17 protein-coding genes, 1 rRNA gene and 2 riboswitches are annotated in these 22,079 nt (G+C 61.6%); of the genes, 9 read left to right on the plus strand and 9 right to left on the minus strand.

The window, feature by feature from the left end:
• Window positions 1-213 precede the first annotated feature (213 nt).
• Window positions 214-326 (plus strand): 5S ribosomal RNA (gene rrf / locus DWU99_RS06375).
• 209 nt (window positions 327-535) lie between these two features.
• Here rrf and DWU99_RS06380 read toward each other — a convergent pair.
• Entirely contained in the window at window positions 536-1,552 is a 1,017-nt protein-coding gene (locus DWU99_RS06380) for a cysteine synthase A (protein WP_115477681.1), read from the minus strand.
• 204 nt (window positions 1,553-1,756) lie between these two features.
• A riboswitch (SAM riboswitch) is annotated at window positions 1,757-1,872 on the plus strand.
• Window positions 1,873-1,955: 83 nt separating this feature from the next.
• On the opposite strand from DWU99_RS06380, the gene metX reads away from it, so the two are divergent.
• From metX to DWU99_RS06395, 3 genes are read left to right on the plus strand one after another with little or no spacing between them, the layout of a single operon-like run.
• Window positions 1,956-2,993, plus strand: a complete 1,038-nt coding sequence (gene metX, locus DWU99_RS06385; RefSeq protein WP_115477209.1) for a homoserine O-succinyltransferase MetX — start codon at window positions 1,956-1,958, stop codon at window positions 2,991-2,993.
• Between the two features lie 3 nt (window positions 2,994-2,996).
• Window positions 2,997-4,202, plus strand: coding sequence for a cystathionine gamma-synthase (gene metB / locus DWU99_RS06390; protein WP_115477210.1), 1,206 nt, complete (start codon window positions 2,997-2,999; stop codon window positions 4,200-4,202).
• Complete coding sequence (locus tag DWU99_RS06395) at window positions 4,199-5,284, plus strand: homoserine dehydrogenase family protein (RefSeq protein ID WP_115477211.1); 1,086 nt, start codon at window positions 4,199-4,201, stop codon at window positions 5,282-5,284. Before metB ends, DWU99_RS06395 begins: the two co-directional genes overlap by 4 nt.
• A gap of 35 nt (window positions 5,285-5,319) precedes the next feature.
• Here the strand turns inward: DWU99_RS06395 and DWU99_RS06400 are convergent, their stop codons facing one another.
• Complete coding sequence (locus DWU99_RS06400) at window positions 5,320-6,981, minus strand: APC family permease (protein WP_115477212.1); 1,662 nt, start codon at window positions 6,979-6,981, stop codon at window positions 5,320-5,322.
• Between the two features lie 212 nt (window positions 6,982-7,193).
• On the opposite strand from DWU99_RS06400, the gene metF reads away from it, so the two are divergent.
• The 3 genes from metF to DWU99_RS06415 all read left to right on the plus strand — a co-directional run bounded on the left by metF (window position 7,194) and on the right by DWU99_RS06415 (window position 9,616).
• Window positions 7,194-8,018 carry a methylenetetrahydrofolate reductase [NAD(P)H] gene (metF, locus tag DWU99_RS06405; protein ID WP_115477213.1) on the plus strand — a complete coding sequence of 275 codons (825 nt, stop codon included), beginning with the start codon at window positions 7,194-7,196 and terminating at the stop codon, window positions 8,016-8,018.
• 32 nt (window positions 8,019-8,050) lie between these two features.
• Entirely contained in the window at window positions 8,051-8,635 is a 585-nt protein-coding gene (locus DWU99_RS06410; protein WP_115477214.1) for a DUF4124 domain-containing protein, read from the plus strand.
• A 63-nt stretch (window positions 8,636-8,698) separates the two neighbouring features.
• Window positions 8,699-9,616, plus strand: coding sequence for a branched-chain amino acid transaminase (locus DWU99_RS06415; protein WP_115477215.1), 918 nt, complete (start codon window positions 8,699-8,701; stop codon window positions 9,614-9,616).
• 93 nt (window positions 9,617-9,709) lie between these two features.
• Here the strand turns inward: DWU99_RS06415 and ahcY are convergent, their stop codons facing one another.
• Window positions 9,710-11,143 (minus strand): adenosylhomocysteinase, encoded by a 1,434-nt coding sequence (ahcY, locus tag DWU99_RS06420; protein WP_115477216.1) that lies wholly within the window; start codon window positions 11,141-11,143, stop codon window positions 9,710-9,712.
• 64 nt (window positions 11,144-11,207) lie between these two features.
• Window positions 11,208-11,336: riboswitch (S-adenosyl-L-homocysteine riboswitch) on the minus strand.
• Between the two features lie 98 nt (window positions 11,337-11,434).
• Between ahcY and ppc the strand changes: the two genes are divergently transcribed.
• On the plus strand, window positions 11,435-14,164 hold the full coding sequence (ppc, locus tag DWU99_RS06425; protein WP_115477217.1) for a phosphoenolpyruvate carboxylase: 2,730 nt from the start codon (window positions 11,435-11,437) through the stop codon (window positions 14,162-14,164).
• A gap of 3 nt (window positions 14,165-14,167) precedes the next feature.
• Here ppc and DWU99_RS06430 read toward each other — a convergent pair whose 3' ends face one another.
• Entirely contained in the window at window positions 14,168-16,051 is a 1,884-nt protein-coding gene (locus DWU99_RS06430) for an ATP-binding cassette domain-containing protein (RefSeq protein WP_115477218.1), read from the minus strand.
• Window positions 16,052-16,550: 499 nt separating this feature from the next.
• Between DWU99_RS06430 and DWU99_RS06435 the strand changes: the two genes are divergently transcribed.
• On the plus strand, window positions 16,551-17,552 hold the full coding sequence (locus tag DWU99_RS06435; protein ID WP_233510934.1) for a D-alanyl-D-alanine carboxypeptidase family protein: 1,002 nt from the start codon (window positions 16,551-16,553) through the stop codon (window positions 17,550-17,552).
• A gap of 30 nt (window positions 17,553-17,582) precedes the next feature.
• Here the strand turns inward: DWU99_RS06435 and DWU99_RS06440 are convergent, their stop codons facing one another.
• From DWU99_RS06440 to DWU99_RS06460, 5 genes are all read right to left on the minus strand, one after another.
• Complete coding sequence (locus DWU99_RS06440; RefSeq protein ID WP_115477219.1) at window positions 17,583-18,521, minus strand: phosphatidate cytidylyltransferase; 939 nt, start codon at window positions 18,519-18,521, stop codon at window positions 17,583-17,585.
• Window positions 18,518-19,117 carry a lysophospholipid acyltransferase family protein gene (locus DWU99_RS06445; protein WP_115477220.1) on the minus strand — a complete coding sequence of 200 codons (600 nt, stop codon included), beginning with the start codon at window positions 19,115-19,117 and terminating at the stop codon, window positions 18,518-18,520. The genes DWU99_RS06440 and DWU99_RS06445 overlap by 4 nt, the downstream gene beginning before the upstream one ends.
• Window positions 19,114-19,734: a CDP-alcohol phosphatidyltransferase family protein gene (locus DWU99_RS06450; protein WP_115477683.1), complete on the minus strand. Its 621-nt coding sequence runs from the start codon at window positions 19,732-19,734 to the stop codon at window positions 19,114-19,116. Before DWU99_RS06450 ends, DWU99_RS06445 begins: the two co-directional genes overlap by 4 nt.
• 123 nt (window positions 19,735-19,857) lie before the next feature.
• Window positions 19,858-21,057 (minus strand): methionine adenosyltransferase, encoded by a 1,200-nt coding sequence (metK, locus tag DWU99_RS06455; RefSeq protein WP_115477221.1) that lies wholly within the window; start codon window positions 21,055-21,057, stop codon window positions 19,858-19,860.
• 179 nt (window positions 21,058-21,236) lie between these two features.
• A complete protein-coding gene (locus DWU99_RS06460; RefSeq protein WP_115477222.1) occupies window positions 21,237-22,067 on the minus strand; it encodes a class I SAM-dependent methyltransferase in 831 nt (276 codons plus the stop codon).
• Window positions 22,068-22,079: the final 12 nt, after the last annotated feature.

Below are 22,079 nucleotides of genomic sequence, written 5' to 3' on the forward strand. Positions count from 1 at the left end.
TGAGCTAACGCGTACTAATGAGCCGTGCGGCTTGACCATATAACCCCAAGACGCTTCGTATACAGGTCCTTCTGTGACGAACCCGGCCATCCCGGCTGGACTCGTCAAAAGAGCGACCCTTCAGCGAACCATCTCGAAACACTTCACCAGACGCTTGTCACTCGTTTACCCCTTTGCGGAGCCGGCGCTTCAAAGCGCTGCTCCCACCCTTTCCCTGGCGGCTATAGCGCTGTGGTCCCACCCGATCCCATCCCGAACTCGGAAGTGAAACGCAGCCGCGCCGATGGTAGTGTGCACTCGCATGCAAGAGTAGGTCACCGCCAGGGGCTTTATCCCTCAAACGCCTTCCCTCATCGGGAAGGCGTTTGGCTTTTTAGAATCTGACAAATCCCTCCATTGAGGGTGATGCTCGGCTCGTGCCGACGAGGCCGTGCGAAACAGAAGCGCTGAGTAGCGCCAAGCGGCCCACATCGAGCGAGCAATCGAGAACTTCCGGCCACTGCGGCACAGTGGTCAGCGACACCACTGCGCCCGGTCAGCTCGGAAATGCCTGATCGAGCCACGCAGGAACCGGAATACCTTTCTCACGAAGGAAGGCTGGATTGAACAGTTTCGCTTGATAGCGAGTTCCCGCATCGCCGAGCACAGTAACAATGGTGTGTCCTGGACCCAGTGCTCTCGCAAGACGAATGGCACCGGCGAGATTCACGCCGCTAGATCCTCCCACGCACCAACCCTCCTCACGAAGCAGCTGATGCAGGAGCGGAACCGACTCCTGGTCAGAAATCGACCACGCCAGATCGATGGGTGCGTTCTGAAAATTCGCGGTAACGCGACTGGAGCCGATGCCTTCGCTGATGGAGCTGCCTTCGGCAACCAGCTCGCCGCGGTTGATGTAGTTGGCGAGCGCGGAGCCAGTAGGATCTGAAAGCGCGATTTTTACCCCCGACTTACGTGCCTTGAGCGCGCGACCTACACCTGCAAGGGTTCCGCCTGTGCCTGCGGAACATACGAAGCCATCGACCCTGCCCTTGGTCTGCTCCCAGATCTCAACGGCGGTGGTCGCCTCATGCCAGTCGCGATTGGCCGTGTTATCGAATTGGTTGCCGAACCAGGCGCTGCCCGGGGAAGCCTCGTTCAGGCTTTCGCAATAGGCTCGCGCAATATGTACATAGTGGCGCGGGTCTTTGAACGGAGCCGCTGGAACCAAGCGAACCTCTGCGCCGGCAACGCGCAGCGCGTCGATCTTCTCCCGACTCTGCGTATCGGGCATGAAGATCACCGATCGGTACCCACGACTAGCGCCGATCAGGGCCAGTCCTATCCCGGTATTACCGGCGGTGCCCTCAACGATTGTGCCACCTGGACGTAGCTTCCCGCTTTTCTCGGCATCCAGTATCAACCCTAGCGCCGTACGGTCTTTGATGGAGCCGCCGGGATTGAGGAACTCCGCCTTGCCCAGAATCTCGCAGCCCGTCAGTGCCGAGGCCTGTCGCAGGCGGAGCAGGGGGGTATGGCCAACAGCGGCGGATAGATCGGGTAAGACGCTCATGGCTGGGAAATCCGGGACCTGAATTGGCTTCGGGAGGAGGTTAATGCCCGGCTCGGTAGCCTGCCATCTAAGTCCCCGGAAGGGTGATTCGAGCATATGGCTATTTCCCATAAGTCAGCAATTTCCCATCATCTCGAGGTGTTTTTACGTTTAGACGTCTAAACGTCCATTGACGCCAAAAAAACGCATAGGTATAGTCGATTCCACTCATCGAGACCGGCTGAGGGACAGGCCCTTTGAAGCCGGGGCAACCTACAGGATCAACCCTGTAACGGTGCCAACTCCTGCGGGGCGCTTCGGCGTCAACCGGTAGATGGGATGTCGTCAATCCATGCGCAGCATGGGTGGTCTGGCGACAACTCTTCGCAGGTTCTCCGCAGGGCGATGCAAATGGAGAACCAAGATGCCCCGACTCGCCAATTCCGCCTCCGACGAACGCCACACCGCCGTGGTTGTGTCATTGCATTCGCGTGCGGCACTCACCGAACAGCGCAGCAGCCGTCGTTTGAATCTGCAGCCGAAGTACGGCCACGGCGCCAGCATGGTGGATGTCCGTTATCAGTGGACGGGCGCTTCCGATGCGCCGACGGTCATCGTGCAAGGTGGCATCTCCGCCGATCGGTTCGTCGCTCAAACAGAACACGGAAATGCGGGTTGGTGGTCGGAATTGGTCGGTAATGGGCAGGCCATCGATCTTGCGCATTGCCGTGTACTGAGCATCGATTGGCTTACACCTGCCGATTTCGAAAACGCGCCGCGCGCGATCTCCAGCGAAGACCAGGCAGACGCACTGGCAGCGCTTGTCGATGCACTGGGTATCGGTCGTGTCGCCGCTTTTGTTGGCTCGTCCTATGGAGCCATGACGGCACTGGCTTTTGCCGCACGTCACGCCGACAAGGTCGAAAAGCTCGTTGTTCTCGCCGGCGCGCACCGTGCACACCCGCTTTCGACCGCGCAGCGCGCGATTCAGCGTCAGATTCTGCGGCTGGGTCAATCGTCGGGCCAGGTGGAGCAGGCATTGTCGCTGGCCCGTCAGTTGGCGATGACCACGTATCGCGGCAGCGAGGAATTTGCACGCCGCTTTGCCAGCACTCCTGATTACCGTGAAGGAAGGTTTCACTTTCCCGTCGAGGATTACCTCGAGCACGCTGGTCGCCGTTTTGTGGAGCGTTTCGATCTCGAACGCTTTCTCGCATTGTCGGAGTCGATTGATTTGCACGACGTAGCACCGGAAACCGTCAACGTGCCCGCAACGCTGATCGGTTTTCCATCCGATCGCCTGGTGCCTCTGGCTGATCTGTGCGAGCTCCAGCGTCGCCTTCGTGGCTCCGCCACGCTGGAAGTAATCGATTCGCCCTACGGTCACGATGCGTTCCTCAAAGAAACCCAGCAATTGGCGCCGTTGTTGCGCCAAGTCATCCCCAGTCGTTGTGGAGCTTGAATCATGTGTGCTGACGTTGTGAATCAAACCGCTGCCAGCACCCTCGCTGTACGTGCAGGCATTGAATCGGATACGCAGCATGGCGCCGTAGTGCCTGCACTGCACCTGTCCACCAATTACAGTTTCAACGGGTTGGGCGGGAAGCGCGCTTACGATTACTCGCGCAGCGGCAATCCGACGCGCGATTTGCTTGGCAATGCGCTCGCAGAACTCGAACAGGGCGTCGGCGGAGTGATCACTGCCAGTGGCATGGCTGCCGTGGCCGTGGCACTGGAACTGGTGCCCGCCGGTTCGACGATTCTTGCCGCGCACGATTGTTATGGCGGCACATGGCGCTTGCTGGACGCATGGGCAAAGAAGGGTCGTTTCAAGGTTCGCTTTATCGATCTCACCGACAATCATGCCTTGAGTGAAGGCCTGGCCGACAAGCCTTCCCTGGTATGGGTGGAAACGCCTTCTAATCCGCTGCTGCGTATTACCGATATTCGTCATGTCGCGCAGGCCGCACATGCGGTCGGTGCGCTGGTTGTCGTGGACAACACATTCCTATCGCCAGCGCTGCAGCAGCCATTGGCGCTGGGTGCCGATGTCGTCGTGCATTCCACCACCAAGTACATCAACGGCCATAGCGACGTGGTGGGTGGCGCCGTGGTGGCTCGCGATGCAGCCGTTTTCGAGCAGCTTAAATGGTGGGCCAATTGCAATGGTCTTACCGGTGCACCTTTTGACAGCTTCCTTACGCTGCGGGGGCTGCGCACGCTTGGCGTGCGCTTGCGCCAGCATCAAGAGAACGCGGAGCGCGTCGCCGTGCAGCTCGATCGGCACGATGCAGTGCGAAAAGTCTATTACCCGGGCCTGGAGCATCACGCAGGGCATGCGCTCGCAGCGCGTCAGCAGCAGGGCTTCGGTGCGATGTTGAGTTTCGAACTGCACGGTGGTGTTCCGGAGATCGAAGCGTTTGTCGATGGCTTGAATTACTTCTCGCTGGCCGAGTCGCTTGGTGGCGTGGAGAGCTTGATCGCGCACCCCGCGTCGATGACGCACGCTGCGATGGCTCCCGAAGCGCGTCGCGCGGCCGGCATTGCCGATACCTTGCTGCGTCTTTCGATAGGTATCGAAGACGGCGATGACTTATTGCGTGATCTGGATGCTGCCTTGTCGCGCGCGCAGGCCGTTGAGGGCGCATCCAAACGCAGGGTGATTGCATGAGCGCGGTGCTTGCGGAGGCGCCTGCCCGCCAAACAGCACAGACGACGAAATCCGAAGTGGCTTTAGTGTTGCTCGGCACGGGCGTAGTGGGTGGCGCTTTTCTTAAATTGCTCTGTACGCCGGCCGGAAGTCGATTGCATCTGGTCGGTGCCGCGAACTCACGAAAGCAGCAGACCGAAGCCACGCAACTGGCTGCGCGCGATCTGCGCGAGCGGCTCAAGCGAGAGGGTGCGGCGCGGGACGATGCCGCGTTGCTGGATGCACTGGATGCGCACCAAGCAACGTTAAAGGTCATCGTGGATGCTACCGCGTCGATCGAACTGGCTTCTCGCCATTCAGAATGGCTTGCGCGCGGTTATCACGTTGTCACCGCCAACAAATCGCTGGCCGGTGGCCAGCTGTCCGGCTGGCGAGCACTGCAGGCGGCGCGTGCGGCGGGCGGCCGCTACGGTGATTCCGCTACGGTTGGGGCAGGGCTACCGGTGCTTTCCACGTTGCGTCGGCTTTGCGATTGCGGTGACAGCTTGTTGACGCTGGAAGGTGTGTTCTCCGGTTCGCTGTCGTATCTGTTCAATCAGTACGACGGTAGTCGTCCGTTTTCTGCGTTGCTGCGCGAGGCGCGCAAGCTTGGTTACACCGAACCTGACCCGCGTGCCGATCTTTCCGGTGAAGACGTAGCACGTAAGTTGCTGATCCTTGCGCGCAATGCCGGTTTTGCGCTCGGCAGCGATGAAGTGGTGGTGGAGAGCCTAGTGCCGGAAGCTTTGCGCGACATTGCCACCGAAGCATTCCTGGATCGACTCGAAGAGCTTGATGAGCCGCTTGCCACCTTGCACGAAGAGGCGCGCGTGCGCGGTAACGTTTTACGTTTTCTTGCGCGCATCAACCAGCGCGGTCGGGCGCGAGTGGGTTTGACGGAAGTGCCGCTCACACACCCTGCAGCACGCCTGTACGGCACGGACAATCAGTTTGCGCTGACCACCACGCGTTATCACACCCAGCCGCTGGTGATTCAAGGACCGGGCGCAGGGCCCGAAGTCACGGCGCAGGCGTTGCTTGGCGACATTCTCGCACTGAGTTGACGCGCGACACGCGTCAACCTTCTTTGTGCCTACCCTCAGCGAGCCGCAGCACGCTCTGCTGCTTCCTCATCGGGCGGTATCAGCGGTAGATCGGGATGCTTATGTGCCTCGTCTCGCGCAGCTTCCACAGCGGGTGTGCGCCAGCCGGACTTCACGCCCCAGAGATAAAACACCAATCCGATCACGGCGACGACGACAAGATCGATGCCGTAGGAGAGATACCCGCGACCTCCAAACGTCGTACTGCCCGCCCAAGATACGAATGCAATCACGGGTAGATAAACGATAAGCCACAGTGCACCCTTCAGCTGCCGGCCAAAGTCGTGCCAGCCTGACTTCGCCTGATAGTAGAGATACACCGGCAAGGCCACGACCATCAGCAAAATGATTTCACCGGTCAGCGGCCACTTTGCCCAGTAAAGCAATTCCGTCGCCATGATAAAGGCGACACCCGCCAGCACCGGCAATCCGGTGATACGCAGCGGGCGATGCAATTCGGTAGCGGTGCGACGCAACGTCATCACGCTTACCGGGCCGGTGAGATAGGAAATGATCGTCGCCACCGAGATCACGGCGGCCAGCGTACCCCAGCCTCGGAAGAAGAACAGGAACAGGAACGACACCGCCAGGTTGAGCCACATGGCTGGACGCGGTACACCCCACTTCGGATGCACTTGGCCGAGGACTTTCGGCAACGTGCCATTGCGTTCCATACCGTAGATCATGCGTGCGGTGGTAGCGGTATATGTCATACCGGTGCCACTCGGGCTGATGAAGGCGTCGACGTAAAGCAGCATCGCCAGCCAGTGCAGGTTGACGATAATAGCCAGCTCCGCGAACGGCGAACGGAAATCGATGCCGTGCCAGCCGGTTTTGATCAGCATGTCGTGTGGTACCGCGCCCAGGTAGGCCACTTGCAAGATCACGTACACCACGGTGGCCAGCAGGATCGAGCCAACCACGGCGAATGGAATACTGCGCCCCGGATTGCGCGCCTCGCCGGCAAGGTTCACCGGGCTCTGGAATCCGTTGAAGCTGAACACGATGCCTGCCGTGGCTACGGCAGTCAGTACTGCCGCGAAATCGATGGCGTGGCTTTCGCCATGCACGCCCACCGAGAAGTTTTCGGCGTGAAATCCGCTAGCGATCAGCGCCAAGCCCGTTGCTGCCGGCACAATCAGCTTGAACACAGTGATTGCCGTGTTGGAGTGGGCGAACAGCTTCACGCTCCAGAAGTTGAGCAGGAAATAGATGATCACCAGCACTGCCGCGATGGCGAGACCTGTGTGGCTAAGTTCACCCTGGCCAGCGGTGACGTGGTAGAGATCCTGCGCCCACTGCCATTGCCAAGATGCCATGTACTGCACCGAGGCCTCGGCTTCCACCGGGATCACCGACACGATGGCGATCCAGTTCGCCCAAGCGGCAATGAAGCCCACCAGCGAGCCGTGGGAGTAGTGGCCATATCGGACCATTCCGCCGGACTCGGGAAACATGGCGCCGAGCTCCGCGTAGGTAAGCGCGATGGTCATGATGATCGCGGCGCCCAGCACCCAGGCCCATACAGCGCCGGGACCCGCCAGACCGGCGGCTTTCCACGCGCCGAACAACCAGCCAGAGCCAATGATCGAACCCAGGCCAGTGAGCATGAGGGCGAAGGGGCCAACATCGCGGCGAATGGAGTTGGAAGAAGACATGCGGATTCCCTGAAGCAAAGCGGGGCCGCCATCAGCGGCATAAGCGGGCGATGATGACAGACCGGTGCGGGTAGTGTCAGCCGGTCGGCGTCCTAAAAGGGAGTACGGCATCGGCCATCTGGAGCGGTTCTGGTGGTGAGATTGCGGCATATATCGCTTCATCGAGAATAGGAGATATATACTTCGCCTTACCGTCGCCAAGGACCTGAGCAATGCCGGCAATCAGCTTCGAATTCTTCCCGCCCAAGACCGATGAACAGCGCGCCCAATTAGATAGGACCGCCAAAGACCTGAAAGGCCTGAAACCTGAATATGTCTCGGTGACGTTCGGCGCCGGCGGCTCCACCCTCAGCTACACCGGCGATACCGTGGCGCACCTGCACCAGCAGCACGGGCTGGACGTGGCCCCGCACCTTTCGTGCATGGGCGGCACCAGGGCGGAGATCGCGGGGTTGCTCGACAGCTACCGGGCCGCGGGATATCGACGCATCGTCGCGCTGCGCGGCGATCTTCCCTCGGGCATGGCCACGCCGGGTGATTTTCGCTACGCCGCCGAATTGGTGCGTTTCATCCGCGAGCACAGCGGCGATCATTTCCATATCGAAGTCGCGGCCTATCCGGAAATGCATCCGCAGGCCGAAGATGTCCACGCCGACCTGCGCCACTTCAAAGCCAAGGTGGATGCCGGCGCGGATGGTGCGATCACGCAGTACTTCTTCAACGCGGATGCGTACTTCCGTTTTGTCGACGACGCGCGTCGTCTCGGCGTCACGGTGCCGATCGTGCCGGGCATCATGCCGATTTCCCAGTACGCACAGCTCAAGCGTTTCTCCGACGCCTGCGGCGCGGAAATTCCGCGCTGGATGTCCAAGCGCATGCAGGCGTACTACGACGATGTCGAGTCAATCCGCGCGATGGGCGCAGAAGTGGTCGCGCAGCTTTGTCGCCGCTTGCTCGAGGGCGGTGCGCCGGGACTGCACTTCTACACGCTGAATCGCGCGAAAGCGACGCGCGCGGTGCTTGACCAACTCGGCTGATCGTCTCGGATGCATCGGGCTATGCTTGCCCGATGCGTCTCCTCGCCATTCTGCTGCTAGTGCTGTTACCTGTCGGTGCTGTCCGGGCGCAGGGCGATATTCACCGTTGTGTGGGTGCGGATGGCGTTCCGGTGTTCACGGACAGGGTTTGCTCGGATATCAACGCCGCGCCCGTTGCGCCGCCCGCTCCGACATCAAGCGTGATCGTCGCCGTGCCCGGCAGTCTCACTTCCCAGCCGCCGGCCGTGCTCTGCGCGGCCGATCTGAAGCAATTGAAGCAGGCCGTGGTCGACGCGTTCGCGGTCCGTAATGCGAATCGCCTCGCCGGTTTGATGTTGTGGGACGGTGATGGGCAGGGGGCGGTTGTCAGCGACATTCAATTGTTTAACCGGCTGATGGCGCAGCCGCTGATCGATATCACGACGGGACCGACGTCGGCGGCCTCGACGCCCGATGCCCCCGTTGCGTCGTCGACGTCAGCTCCCCGCCCGGGACCTTCCGAAGGGGAAACGCTGGTGGTGCGAACCGAAGCCGAAGACGGCAGCGGAGCCACGCAGGACACCCGATTCGATGTCGTGCGCCATGACGGGTGCCTATGGCTGCATCCCCAGTATTGAGCATTCCCGGGCGTATGTAGGACTCAGGCGGTATCATGGGCGGTCCCCAACGGAGAGTCCCCCATGGCCCAACAGTACCCCGAATGGATCTGGCAGAACGGCGTCATCAAGCCGTGGAAGGAAGCTACCGCGCACGTCATGTCGCATGCGTTGCATTATGGTTCGTCGGTCTTCGAGGGGATACGCAGCTATGCCACGCCGGAAGGCGCGGCGATTTTCCGTCTGACCGATCACCTCAAGCGCCTGTATCACTCGGCCAAGATCTACGACATGGTGTTGCCGTACACGCAGGACGAGTTGGCCACCGCATGTCGCGAAATCATCCGTAAGAACGGCTTCAGCGCGGCGTATCTACGCCCCGTGGCCTATCGCGGTCTGGGCGGTTTCGGTTTGTCCGCCGAGACGCCGATCGATGTCGCCGTCGCCACGTGGCCGATGGGTCCCTATCTCGGGCCGGAAGCGCTCGAAGTGGGCATCACCGCGTGCGTGTCGAGCTGGCAGCGTTTTGCGCCGAACACGATTCCCGCCGGTGCCAAGGCAGGCGGCAATTATCTTTCCGGTCAGCTGATCGCGCGCGAAGCGCGTCGTCTGGGTTTCGGCGAAGGCATCGCCCTGGCGGCCAACGGCTTGCTGAGCGAAGGCGCGGGCGAGAATCTGTTCCTGGTGTTCGATGGCGTGCTGCACACCACGCCGGCCAGTGCGTCGATCCTAACCGGTATCACGCGCGACACGATCAAGGTTCTGGCGCGCGAAGACGGCATCGATGTGGTCGAGCGCGACATCCCGCGCGAATTCCTCTATCTCGCCGATGAAATCCTCATGTGCGGCACCGCGGCCGAAATTACGCCGATTCGTGAAGTGGATGGCAAGCAGGTCGGCAGCGGTAAGGCCGGACGCGTGACGCGTCGTCTGCAGGAACTCTATTTTGGCTTGTTCAACGGCAAGACCCAGGACAAATGGGGTTGGTTGGAACCGGTCTGAGTCCGCGGATGCGATGCAAAGAAAAAGGGCGCCACTGGCGCCCTTTTCTTTTGCCTTGCTCCTTCTCCCCTTCGGGGAGAAGGCTGGATTGCATCAATAGCGATAGTGATCCGGCTTGTACGGACCTTCCACCGGCACGCCGATGTAAGCGGCCTGTTCCGGCGTGAGCTTGGTGAGCTTCACACCGATCTGCTCCAGATGCAGACGAGCAACTTCCTCGTCCAGTTTCTTCGGCAGGCGATACACCGTCTTCTGGTACTTGTCCTTGTTCGCCCACAGGTCGATCTGCGCCAGCGTCTGGTTGGAGAAGCTGTTGGACATCACGAAGCTCGGATGGCCGTGTGCGCAACCGAGGTTCACCAGACGGCCTTCCGCCAGCATGTAGATGCTGCGGCCGGTCTTGCCGAAGGTGTAGCGATCCACCTGCGGCTTGATGTTTTCGCGCGTCACGTCCTTGGCGCCGTTCAGGCGATCGATCTGGATTTCGTTGTCGAAGTGGCCGATGTTGCACACCAGCGCGTTGTTCTTCATTGCCGCCATGTGCTCCAGCGTGATGATGTCCTTGTTGCCGGTGGTGGTGACGTAGATGTCGCCGGTGCCGAGCGTTTCTTCGATCGTGGTGACCTGGAAGCCTTCCATCGCGGCCTGCAGGGCGTTGATCGGATCGATCTCGGTGACGATCACGCGCGCGCCGAAGCCTTTCAGCGAATGCGCGCAACCCTTGCCCACGTCGCCGTAACCGCACACCACAGCCACCTTGCCGGCGACCATCAGGTCGGTCGCACGCTTGATGCCGTCGGCCAGCGATTCGCGGCAGCCATAGAGGTTGTCGAACTTGCTCTTGGTGACCGAGTCGTTGACGTTGATGGCCGGCACCAGCAGCTTGCCCGCTTCCATCATCTGATACAGACGGTGCACGCCGGTGGTGGTTTCTTCCGAAACGCCCTTCCACTCGGAAGCGACCTTCTTCCAGAAGCCGGGACGCTCCTTCGCGGTGCGCTTGAGCAGATCCTTGATGACCTGTTCTTCATGGTTGCCGCTGGGCGTGTTGACCCAGTCGTCGCCGTTTTCCATGTCCACGCCCTTGTGGATCAGCAGCGTGGCGTCGCCGCCGTCGTCGACGATCAGCTCCGGACCCTTCATGCCGGGATGGGTGAGCATGTCGAGCGTGCAATCCCAGTACTCTTCCAGCGTCTCGCCCTTCCAGGCGAACACCGGAATGCCGGCCGCGGCGACGGCGGCTGCGCAGTCGTCCTGCGTCGAGAAGATGTTGCATGAGGCCCAGCGCACCGAAGCGCCGAGCGTGGACAGCGTCTCGATCAGCACGGCCGTTTCCTTGGTCATGTGCAGCGAGCCGGACAGGCGCACGCCCTTCAGCGGCTTGGACTGCGCATAGCGCGCGCGGATCTGCATCAGGCCGGGCATTTCTTCTTCGGCCATGCGGATGCGGCGACGGCCCAGATCGGCCAGCGAGATGTCGCGGACCTTGTAATCGTGCGTGGAGGAATCTTGGGTGACAGCGTTCATTGAGGATGTCTCCGGGTCTCATTGGGGAAATCCGGCGTCAAAGCCGGATCGACGCGAGAAATTCGCGTCATGAGCGCCGTTGCAGTCGAAGCATCCACCGAGCCTGGCTGTCTTGGTAAGGCATCTGCACGGGAATGTGCAGGCTTTTGCGGAAGGATCCGCGCCCAATACAGTCGCAGCGCCCCTCGGGGAAGCTGCCTATTCTAGCCTCAGAACCAAGCTTATGACGACTTGGAAGGGGGCATGTCTTCACAAATTGGGTACGCTAGGGCGTTCATCACCGGAGGCCCCATGGAAGCCAGTCGCGACCCTGAATTTTTGCCCCACGACGGCCCCCTGCGCGAAGACGTGCACCGGCTGGGCGCGATGGTGGGGCGCATGCTGGCTGAACAGGAGGGCGAGGGCTTCTATCAGCGCGTCGAACACGTTCGCACGGCGTCGATCCGCAGGCGGCGCGAGGGGCGCGCGGTCGACGACCTGGCCGAGTCATTGGCCGGGCTGGATGCGAAAGTCGCCGAAGCACTGGCGCGCGCATTCGCGGCGTATTTCCAGGCCGTCAACACGGCCGAGCGCGTGCATCGCATTCGGCGTCGTCGGGATTATCAACGCGAAGGCAGCGCGCCGCAGCCGGAATCCTTGCTCGATGTGCTGCAAAAGCTGAGGGCGCAGGGTGTTGGCGCGGACGAGTTGCTCGAGTGGCTGTACAAGCTCAAGGTCGAGCCGGTCTTCACGGCGCATCCGACCGAAGCCATCCGACGTTCGCTGCTGGAAAAAGAGCAGGCGATCGTGCGCGCGCTGGTCGACAACTTCGACCCGACGCGCACGCCGCAGGAACGCAAGGAAGACGACGACCGCATCTTCATGGCGCTGTCCGCCGGTTGGCAGACGGCCGAGGCATCGCCTATTCGTCCCAGCGTGCAGGACGAACATCATCACGTCGGCTTTTATCTTGCCAATCCCATCTATCGCATTGTCCCGGCGTTCTACGAAGTGCTCGCCGATGCCTTGCAGAGTGTCTACGGCGTCGCCGTGCCGTTGCCGCGGCTGCTCAGCTTCGCCACCTGGGTGGGCGGCGACATGGACGGCAATCCCAACGTGGGTGCCGATACCATCGCCAACAGCCTTGCCACGCAGCGTGCGCACGTGCTGGAGCATTACATTGCCGACATCGACGGTCTCGCGCGGTTGCTAAGCCAGACCGACGATCGTGTCGACTTCGATCCTTCGCTGCTGCAACGCCTCGCTACCTATCGCGAACAGTTTCCACGTGCCGCTGCGGCGATCCGTCCCCGTCACGCGGATATGCCTTATCGATGCTTGATGACACTGATACGTGCGCGACTGGAGGCCACGCTCGAAGAAGGCCACGCCGAGGGTTATGCGACAGCCGGTGAGTTGATCGACGATCTGCTGTTGATCGTGCACGGTTTAATCGATCACCGCGGGTTGAATGCCGGCGCGTACGCCGTGCGCCGTTTGATCTGGCGCGTTCGCACCTTTGGTTTTCACCTCGCGCGTTTGGACGTGCGGCAGGATTCGCGCGTGCACGACGATGCACTGGGTGCGCTGCTGGGCGACGAAGGCTGGACACAGTGCGCGCCATCGGAGCGTGTGGCGCGGCTTCGTCCCTATGCCAGCGGCGAACAGGCTTTGAAAAATGTCGATGATGCGCAGGCAGGATCGTTGCGCGCCGTTTTCGCAACACTTCACGCATCGCGAAATCACTACGGTACTGATGCGATTGGCCTGTACATCATCAGTATGGCGCGCTCCGCAGCGGACGTGCTTGCGGTGCTTGCGCTTGCGAGATACGGCCAGTTCGTCGAGTCGTCAACGGAAGGTGGCGGCGACAAAGCCCATGTTCCGCTGGATATCGCCCCGTTGTTCGAAACCGTTGATGACCTGAAGAATGCGCCCGACACGTTGCGCGCGCTGCTGAACGATCCTGTGTATCGCGCACACCTGCGTGCGCGCGGCGATCGGCAGTGGGTGATGCTCGGTTACTCCGACAGCGGCAAGGACGGCGGCACGTTGGCCTCGCGCTGGGGGCTGCAGCGGGCTCAGGTGGAACTACTCGAGATGGCTCAACAGGCCGGGATTCGCCTGGCGTTCTTCCACGGTCGCGGTGGTTCGGCCAGTCGCGGCGGTGCGCGTGTCGCACCGGCCTTGATGTCCTCGCCGCGTGGATCGGTGGGTGGCGTGTTGCGTGTTACCGAACAAGGCGAAGTCATCCATCGCAAGTACGGCATTCGTGCGCTCGCGCTACGCAATCTTGAGCAAACGGTGGGTGCCGTCTTGCGCGCGAGCCTGCGTCCGCGCGAAGAGGAGCCGCGCGAGGCGGAATGGCGCGAGTTGATGACCGAGCTGGCCGCTGACAGTCGGCGCGCGTATCGCCAATTGGTCGATCGCGAAGGATTTGTGGAGTACTTTCGCGCCGCGACCCCGATCGACGTGATCGAACAGATGGCGCTGGGCTCGCGCCCGTCGCGTCGGCGCAGCATGCGCGGTGTAGAAGACCTGCGTGCGATCCCGTGGGTGTTCGCGTGGACGCAGTGCCGCTCCATCATTACCGGCTGGTACGGCCTGGGCACGGCGCTTGAGAATGCGGCTGCCAGGTACGGTGAGAAAGCACTCGCGGACATGGCCCACGAATGGCCGTTCTTGGCTAACGTTCTCGACGACGTAGAAATGGTGCTCGCTAAATGCGATCTCGATATCGCCGAAGCGTTCTCGAAACTCGCTGGTCCGCTGCATGACGGTTTCTTCGCCATGATCCGCGCGGAGTTCGAGCGCACGCGCGACTGGCTGGTACGCCTGAAAGGTACCGAAGAGCTGCTGCGCGACGATCCGCGTCTGGCCCTGTCGATTCGTCTTCGCAATCCCTACGTCGACCCGATGAGCCTGTTGCAGGTCGATCTGCTGCAGCGCTGGCGCGCAGCCGATCGCAACGATGACCATTTACTGCGAGCGCTGGTTGCTTGCGTGAACGGTGTGGCCCAGGGATTGCAGAATACGGGCTGATTTTTAGCCGTCCAGCTCGGACCAGCGGGCGTAAGCGTTATCCAGCTCGGCTTGCAAGGCAGCCAGCTCCTGATTGGCTTTCAGTATGGCCGCGTTGTCTTGCTGGAAAAATGCCGGATCGTTCATCGCTTCGCTGCGCGTGGCGATGTCTGTTTCCAATGCTTCGATGCGCGCAGGAAGTTGCTCAAGTTCGCGAGCATCCTTGTAGTTGAGTTTGCGTTTCGGCTTCTCCGCCACAGAGGCTGATGCCGCCGTCGTCGTGGTTTGGGTGGACACGTCTGCAGATGCTTGCGCATCCTGTGCGCGCCGTCCTGAAGGTCTTTGCCGCAACCAGTCGCTGTATCCGCCCACGTACTCGCCGACTTTGCCGTCGCCTTCCAGAACCAGTGTGCTGGACACGACGTTGTCGAGAAATTCGCGGTCGTGCGAGACCAGCAGCAGCGTGCCTTTGTATTCGGTCAATAATTCTTCCAAAAGCTCCAGCGTCTCGACGTCGAGGTCGTTGGTCGGCTCGTCCATCACCAATAGATTGGACGGCTGTGCAAAGAGTTTCGCCAGCAGAAGACGATTGCGCTCGCCGCCGGAGAGCCGCGTGATCGGTGCGCGTGCGCGTTCGGGCGAGAACAGGAAATCCTGCAGGTAGCCGATGATGTGTTTGCGCTGGCCGTTGAGTTCGATGTACTCGCGGCCTTCGGCCACGTTGTCCAGTGCGTTGAGCGAGTCGTTGAGCTGAGTGCGGTGCTGATCGAAATACGCGATCTGCAGGCCAGTGCCGAGCGTGACGTCGCCGCGCTGCGGCTTCAGTTCGCCGAGCAGGATCTTCAACAGCGTGCTCTTGCCGGCGCCATTCGGACCGACGAGGCCGACGCGATCGCCACGCATGATGGTCGTGGTGAGATCGCCAATCAGCACGCGGCCGCCATAGGCCTGATGCACCTGCTCGACGTCGATCACCTTCTTGCCCGATGCCTTGGCGTCGGCCAATGCCATCTTGGCGTTGCCGCCCAGCTCGCGTCGCTCGGCGCGTTCGCGGCGCAGCGCTTTTAGGGCGCGTACGCGCCCCTCGTTACGCGTGCGGCGAGCCTTGATGCCTTGCCGGATCCACACTTCTTCCTGCGCCAGCTTCTTGTCGAACAGCGCGTTGGCTTGTGCTTCAGCATGCAGGCGTTCTTCGCGACGACGCAGGTAGTTGTCGTAGTCGCCGGGCCAGTCGGTGAGTTGGCCGCGATCGATTTCGACAATGCGTGTCGCGAGCGCGCGCAGAAAGCTTCGATCATGCGTAACGAACACGATGCTGCCGGCAAATTGCTTGAGAAAACCTTCGAGCCAGCCGATGGCTTCGATATCCAGGTGATTGGTCGGCTCGTCGAGCAGCAGTACATCCGGTTTGCGCACCAGCGCTTGCGCCAACAACACACGGCGTTTCATGCCGCCGGAAAGCGCCGCGAAATCGGTATCGGCCGGCAACTCCAGCTTGGTCAGCACTTCGGTTACGCGGCGATCCAGATCCCAGCCGTGTTGCGCTTCGATCTGATGCTGCACGTCGCCCAGCGCATCGAAGTCGCCTTCGGCAATCAGATGGTGATAACGCGCCAGGAGATGGCCCAGGTCGCCGAGACCATCGGCGACGACATCGAACACACTGCCGGCCGTGCCCTGCGGCACCTCCTGCGCCATGCGCGCCACGATCACGCCGTTCTGCACGCGGACTTCGCCATCGTCGGCACGCAACTCGCCGGCGATGAGTTTCATCAATGTGGATTTGCCTTCGCCGTTGCGGCCGACGATGCACACGCGCTCGTTCGCTTCGATCGAAAGGTCGACGTGTTCGAGCAGGAGAGGGCCGCCGATGCTGAAATCGACGCGTTGAAGCTGGATCAGGGACATTTGCTTATTTTATGTGATGCATGGGCGCGTACGCGGCGCCGGTGTCGATGGACTGCGGAGCAATCAGCAGATTGCGCATCGCGGTCAGAAAAACCGCCCGATTTTGCGATCTCTTGGTTACACTACAGTGGTGCTTGAGGCAACGCATTGTGAAGGATGCCGCGTTCGCCCGGGTGGGTTTACCAGCCTGGCACCGATACAAACCCCTTAAAGCAGGATGCTGACCGCGCCGATAGTTCTGGAGCGGGTGGAGAGGTGTATTGCTTCGACCAGCAGTTCATTAGCATAATTACGTAAAAATAACATAGACTTAGTTGGGTTAATTCAAGTATTGTCTAGTCGCGGCCGAGGTACCCCAACGTCGCGTCATGCAGGGTCGTGTTGCCAGGGGTGCGAGGAGACCAGTTTGGCCATCAAGTCCATAAAGCAAGAAGGGGTGTGGACCCGGCTTCGAAGCCTGCTAGCGGCGGTTGCGCTGGCCGGTCTTTGCGTTTCCTTCGTGACCGCTGCCCGTGCCGGCGATGCGGCCATCGTGATCGACCAGGCCACCGGCCAGGTGATCACCGACGTCAACGCTGACCAACCCAATCATCCGGCCTCGCTGGCCAAGATGATGACCCTCTACATCACCTTCCAGCAGCTGCAGACTGGCAAGCTGAAGGTCGACCAATCGCTGCCGGTCTCGGCCTGGGCGGCCAGCAAGGCGCCGACCAAGCTCGGCCTGCGTGCCGGACAGAACATCACGGTGCTCGACTGCATCCTGGGCATGATCACCAAGTCGGCCAACGATGCGGCTACCGTCGCCGCGGAAGGCATCGGTGGCAGCGAGGACGGCTTCGCCGACATGATGAACGCCCAGGCCACGCGCTTGGGCATGACCCATACCCACTTCGCCAACGCCTCGGGGTTGCCCGACCCGACAGACACCACCACGGCGCGCGACATGGTCACGCTGGCGATGGCGCTCTATCACGATTTTCCCCAGTACACCCAGTACTTCGCGACCAAGGAATTCGTCTTCCGCGGACGCCTGGTACGCGGGCACAACAACCTGATGAACCACTATCCGGGCATGGACGGGCTGAAAACCGGCTTCACCAATGTCGCCGGCTACAACCTCGCGTCCACCGCCGAGCGGGATGGTCACCGTCTGTTTGGCGTGGTCCTGGCGGGACGCACGGCTGGCATCCGCGACCGGCTGATGGCCCGCTTGCTGGACGATGGTTTCCAGAATCGCGAGACGCCCGCCGTCCTGGTTGCCGCGGCCGGCCGCGACAGCAACGGCACTGCGCGCCGCCTGCTGGCGGCGCTCTCGCCGATCTCCAGTGCCGAAGCCGAAACGGTTTCGCTGTCGCCGGCACCGGCTCCTCGTTGCCATCACTGCCGCAAGCGCAAGCGCGCGGCACCCGTTGCCCACACCGGCTGCACGGCGCGCAAGAAAGGTGCGGCCTGCCCGCAGCCGGTGATGGCCAAACGCAAGGCTTCGCAGGACGACGAGTAAGCCGGTCGTCCTGATGCCGGATCGCTCCGGCTACGTGAACGCGTAATGCACGATATGGAAGAAGATCGGCGCGGCGAAGCTGACCGAGTCGAGTCGGTCCAGCATGCCGCCGTGACCTTCGATCATGCTGCCCCAGTCCTTGGCGCCCAGGCTGCGCTTCACGGCGGAAAGGGCAAGGCCGCCCAGAAAACCGGCCATCACGATCAATGCTGACATCCCGGCGGAGCCCCAGAACGTGAACGGGGTGATCCACCACAGGCATGCGCCGATCAAGGTGGCGCAGAGGCCGCCGCCGACCAATCCTTCCACGGTTTTCGAAGGACTCACCACCGGAGCAAGCTTGCGCTTGCCGAACAGCTTGCCGAATACGTACTGCAGCACGTCGCTGATCTGCACCACCAACAGCAGATACAGCATCAGCAGCAGGCTCTGGCCTTCGTAACCCGGAATGTGGAGCAGCAGAACGGCGGGCGCGTAGCTGATGCAGTAGACCGTCAGCATCAGGCCCCACTGCATCTTGGTGGTGCGCTCGAGAAAGCTTTCCACGTCGCCGGTGAGCGCCGAGATCGCCGGTAGCAGCAGAAAGCCGTAGACAGGCAGGCAGATCGCAAACAGCCCGTACCAGTCGACGCCGATCAGCCAGTACTGCAGCGGGATCGCCACGTAAAAACACAGGCACAGCGGCCAGTGGTCGCCGCGCCGAGTTGGCGTGAGCGTGGTGAATTCACGCAAGGCGAAAAATGACGCCAGTGCAAAGAAGACCAACGTGGCGATGCGGCCAAGCTCGAAGCAGGCACAAAGCAGCGCCACCATCACCCACCAGGCCCTGATGCGCGCGTTGAGGTTGTCCACGACGCCGCGTCGACCGGGATCGGTGCGGTAGTGCAGCACGGCGCCGATCGCACTGGCGACCAGCAGCAGCGCCAGAATGCCGGCCATCACCCACCAGAACTTGTGCTGCTCGCTCATGCCAGCTCCACCACCGCCTCGCGGGCGCGTTGCAGGAATGTTTCTTTCTCTTCGTCTGGCTGCAAGTGCAAAACGCGGCCGAAACGCACCGTGCAAATCAACGGCACCGGCAGCAAGCTGCCTTTAGGCATCGAGCGATGCAGGGTGTCCAGGTACACCGCCACGAATTCCGCTTGCGGATAGCGCTTGGCCAAGTGATAGAGCCCGGCCTTGAACGCTTGCGGCAGCCGCTCCTGACTGCGCGTGCCTTCCGGAAAAATGATCAGTGAATCGCCAGCGTCCAAGGCATCCATCAGCGGTTGCAACGGATCGCCCTCGCGCTTGGCGATGTCGCGCTCGATGTAAACAGCGCGAAAACCGTGGTCGGCGATAAAGCCGCGGACGCCGCCTTTGCCCCAGTAATCGCGTGCCGCGACGGGTCGCGTGCTGTTGCGAAGTGCCGGCGGCAACGCGGACCACAGCGCCAGCGCATCCAGATGGCTGGAATGATTGGCGAAGTAGACGCGCTGAGCGGACGAGGGCGTGCTACTGATCCAGCGCGCGTGCGCACCGACCAAAAGGCGCACCAGTCCTACCAGCACGCGAGAGGTGATCATGCCGAGCCATCCTTCAGGCGCCTGGCAATGGCGTGCAATCGCAACACACAGGTGAGGGCGCTGCCCGTTGCGATGATGATCGCAGTGATCAGCAGCAACCTATGCGACCAGTCGGGCAACAGTGCCGCGGGAACCAGCATCAACCCCATGAGCCACATGCGGTGCGGTTTGGCCATGGGTCCCCGGAAGTCTTGAGCCTGGCCCAGCGCGTCACCGAGCAGCCGAATGTATGCCGTTAGCACCGCCAGTAGCGCGTTGAGCCAGCCGAGCCAGGGCAAGTTGACGACAAAACCCAGGGCCAGCAAGAACAGAACGTCGGCAATGCGGTCAGGTACCTCGTTGTAGAGCGAGCCGGTTGCCGTACCGCGCCCGCCTTCTACGGCAACCATGCCGTCGAACAGATTGCACAACAGTCGGAGCAGAATGCAGATCGCACAGAGCAGCATGCCGTGCCAGTCCGGCCATGTCGGCAGTGCGTAGGCGCCAAGCAGCGCAAACAAAACGCTCAGGCATGAAATCTGGTTGGGCGTGATCTTGCTGCGCGCGAGGACGCGCGCAATCCTTTGAGCCCAGCCGCTGCTGCGAACGGCAATGGGGCGTCGATTCGCTGATGGCATCTGACGGGTCCCCTGATGTGCGACCGATGCTAACGGCGCCAGCGGCATTTGTCAGGGGATCCCGCAAACAAAAACCCCGCGGTGCGCCGCGGGGTTTCGTATCGGTAGAACGTAGCCGGCCGCTTACTTCAGCTTGGCATCTTCGCGCAGCGCGGCAGCCTTGTCGGTCTTCTCCCAGGAGAAGGCCGCGAAGGTCTTGCCATCCGGGCCTTTCACTTCGTACGGCGTGCGACCGAAGTGACCGTAGCTGGCGGTCTGCTGGTACATCGGGTGGATGAGATCCAGCATCTTGATGATGCCGTACGGACGCAGGTCGAAGTGCTTGCGGATCAGCTTCTCGATCTTGTCGTCGCTGATCTTGCCGGTGCCGAAGGTGGTGACCGAGATCGAGGTCGGCTCGGCCACGCCGATGGCGTAGCTCACCTGTACCTCGCAGCGGTCGGCGATGCCGGCGGCCACGATGTTCTTGGCCACGTAGCGGGCTGCGTAGGCGGCCGAACGGTCCACCTTCGACGGATCCTTGCCCGAGAACGCACCGCCACCATGACGGGCCCAGCCGCCGTAGGTGTCGACGATGATCTTGCGGCCGGTCAGGCCGCAGTCGCCCACCGGGCCGCCGATCACGAACTTGCCGGTCGGGTTGATGTGGAACTTGGTGCCTTTGTGCAGCAGCTTGGACGGCAGCACCGGCTTCAGGATGTGCTCGCGCACGCCCTCGACCAGATCCTTGTGCTTGACGCTCGGATCGTGCTGGGTGGAGAGCACCACAGCGTCGATCGCCGTCGCCACGCCGTTTTCATAGCGCAGGGTGACCTGGCTCTTCGCGTCCGGACGCAGCCACGGCAGCGGCGACTTCTTCGCCTTGCGCACCTTGGCCTGCTGTTCCACCAGGCGGTGCGAGTAGTAGATCGCTGCCGGCATGAAATCTTTGGTTTCGTTGGTGGCATAACCGAACATCAGGCCCTGGTCGCCAGCGCCCTGTTCTTCGGGCTTCTTGCGGTCCACGCCCTGATTGATGTCGGGCGACTGCTTGCCGATCAGGTTCAGCACGCCGCAGGTGGCGCCGTCGAAGCCGACATCGCTGGAGTTGTAGCCGATGTCCAGGATCACCTTGCGGGTCAGCGCTTCCAGATCGATCCAGGCGCTGGTGGTGACTTCGCCGGCGACGATGGCCACGCCGGTCTTCACCATGGTTTCGCAGGCCACGCGGGCGCGGGCATCTTGCGCCAGGATGGCGTCGAGAACGGCGTCGGAGATCTGGTCGGCGACCTTGTCCGGATGGCCTTCGGAGACCGATTCGGAGGTGAAGAGGTAGTTGCTCATCGCAGCAAATATCCTTCTTTACGGATAAAGAGATGGAAAGGGATTGCGCATGATACATGCACACCCGCGGATTTTCACCGCCCAGTCTGGCATATCCAGATGACAGTGAGGCCGGATTCAGGTGGCCGAACGATCGCGCAAAGGCTCGAGATGCCCATCTGGCGCCGATTTGGCGGCTTTCAATAGACTGTGGCTCGGGCCTGCACAAAGGCAAAGAAAAACACCGCGTTCGGGTCGTTGCGAACCGCCTGCAGTTCATGGCGCATGCCTTCCACGGTGGGAACGTCGGTTTTTCCCGCTTTGATCAGCTGTTCGGCGGCGGAGAGCAGCACCTCCTCCCAAAATTCGATCATCTGCTTGCGGCGTCCCGGCTGGCGATTATCCAGATGGATGGTCTTCACCTCGGTCTGCACATCGCGATAGCCGCCCGCCAGCAGCAGATTGCCGAGTTTGGCTCCGATGAACGGATCGCCGCCGCTGTCGTACTGGTGATCGTTGAACGCCATCCAGTAGCGAAGCACATTGGGCGAATACGGATCGAGGAAGAACGAGGAGTTCAGCACTTCCGTCACATAGACCGTGGAGCCGGGGCTGAGCACGCGCCGGACTTCGCTGAGTACGCGAGACGGGCTCGGCATGTGCTCAAGCACCCAGCATAAATAAGCGGCGTCGAAACTGCGCTCGGCAAAGGGAAGGTCCGTTGCGTCGGCCTGTTTGAGTTCATAGCGTGCCGTGCACCATGCGGTTTTCTCGAGATTGCGTTCGGCGGCGGCAAGCTGATTCGTGGATCGATCGACGCCCGTGACGTGCAACTGCGGAAAGCGACGCAGCAGAATTTCAGTCTGCGCGCCCACGCCACAGCCGACCTCGAGCAGGCGCGTGGCGTCGCTGTAGTCGATATGGCTGAAGAGTGTGGTTTCGAACATGCGCGCCTGGCGTATCAGGCGCGATTGCTCGTCCGCGGAAAAGCCGTGGATGTACTGAAAATCGCCGGCAGCGATGTTGCTCATGGCCTGGATGGC

Origin of the sequence: Dyella psychrodurans (assembly GCF_003363265.1) — a bacterium.
Classification (GTDB): domain Bacteria; phylum Pseudomonadota; class Gammaproteobacteria; order Xanthomonadales; family Rhodanobacteraceae; genus Dyella_B; species Dyella_B psychrodurans.

Bases quoted from the DNA above. Each gene is read 5' to 3' on its own strand.
- DWU99_RS06440 (WP_115477219.1), bottom strand. From the start codon at position 18,521: ATGAGCGAGCAGCACAAGTTCTGGTGGGTGATGGCCGGCATTCTGGCG.
- DWU99_RS06445 (WP_115477220.1), bottom strand. From the start codon at position 19,117: ATGATCACCTCTCGCGTGCTGGTAGGACTGGTGCGCCTTTTGGTCGGT.
- DWU99_RS06400 (WP_115477212.1), bottom strand. From the start codon at position 6,981: ATGTCTTCTTCCAACTCCATTCGCCGCGATGTTGGCCCCTTCGCCCTC.
- metF (WP_115477213.1), top strand. From the start codon at position 7,194: ATGCCGGCAATCAGCTTCGAATTCTTCCCGCCCAAGACCGATGAACAG.
- DWU99_RS06430 (WP_115477218.1), bottom strand. From the start codon at position 16,051: ATGTCCCTGATCCAGCTTCAACGCGTCGATTTCAGCATCGGCGGCCCT.
- DWU99_RS06415 (WP_115477215.1), top strand. From the start codon at position 8,699: ATGGCCCAACAGTACCCCGAATGGATCTGGCAGAACGGCGTCATCAAG.
- DWU99_RS06450 (WP_115477683.1), bottom strand. From the start codon at position 19,734: ATGCCATCAGCGAATCGACGCCCCATTGCCGTTCGCAGCAGCGGCTGG.
- DWU99_RS06380 (WP_115477681.1), bottom strand. From the start codon at position 1,552: ATGAGCGTCTTACCCGATCTATCCGCCGCTGTTGGCCATACCCCCCTG.
- metB (WP_115477210.1), top strand. From the start codon at position 2,997: ATGTGTGCTGACGTTGTGAATCAAACCGCTGCCAGCACCCTCGCTGTA.
- metK (WP_115477221.1), bottom strand. From the start codon at position 21,057: ATGAGCAACTACCTCTTCACCTCCGAATCGGTCTCCGAAGGCCATCCG.
- ppc (WP_115477217.1), top strand. From the start codon at position 11,435: ATGGAAGCCAGTCGCGACCCTGAATTTTTGCCCCACGACGGCCCCCTG.
- metX (WP_115477209.1), top strand. From the start codon at position 1,956: ATGCCCCGACTCGCCAATTCCGCCTCCGACGAACGCCACACCGCCGTG.
- DWU99_RS06460 (WP_115477222.1), bottom strand. From the start codon at position 22,067: ATGAGCAACATCGCTGCCGGCGATTTTCAGTACATCCACGGCTTTTCC.
- ahcY (WP_115477216.1), bottom strand. From the start codon at position 11,143: ATGAACGCTGTCACCCAAGATTCCTCCACGCACGATTACAAGGTCCGC.
- DWU99_RS06395 (WP_115477211.1), top strand. From the start codon at position 4,199: ATGAGCGCGGTGCTTGCGGAGGCGCCTGCCCGCCAAACAGCACAGACG.
- DWU99_RS06410 (WP_115477214.1), top strand. From the start codon at position 8,051: ATGCGTCTCCTCGCCATTCTGCTGCTAGTGCTGTTACCTGTCGGTGCT.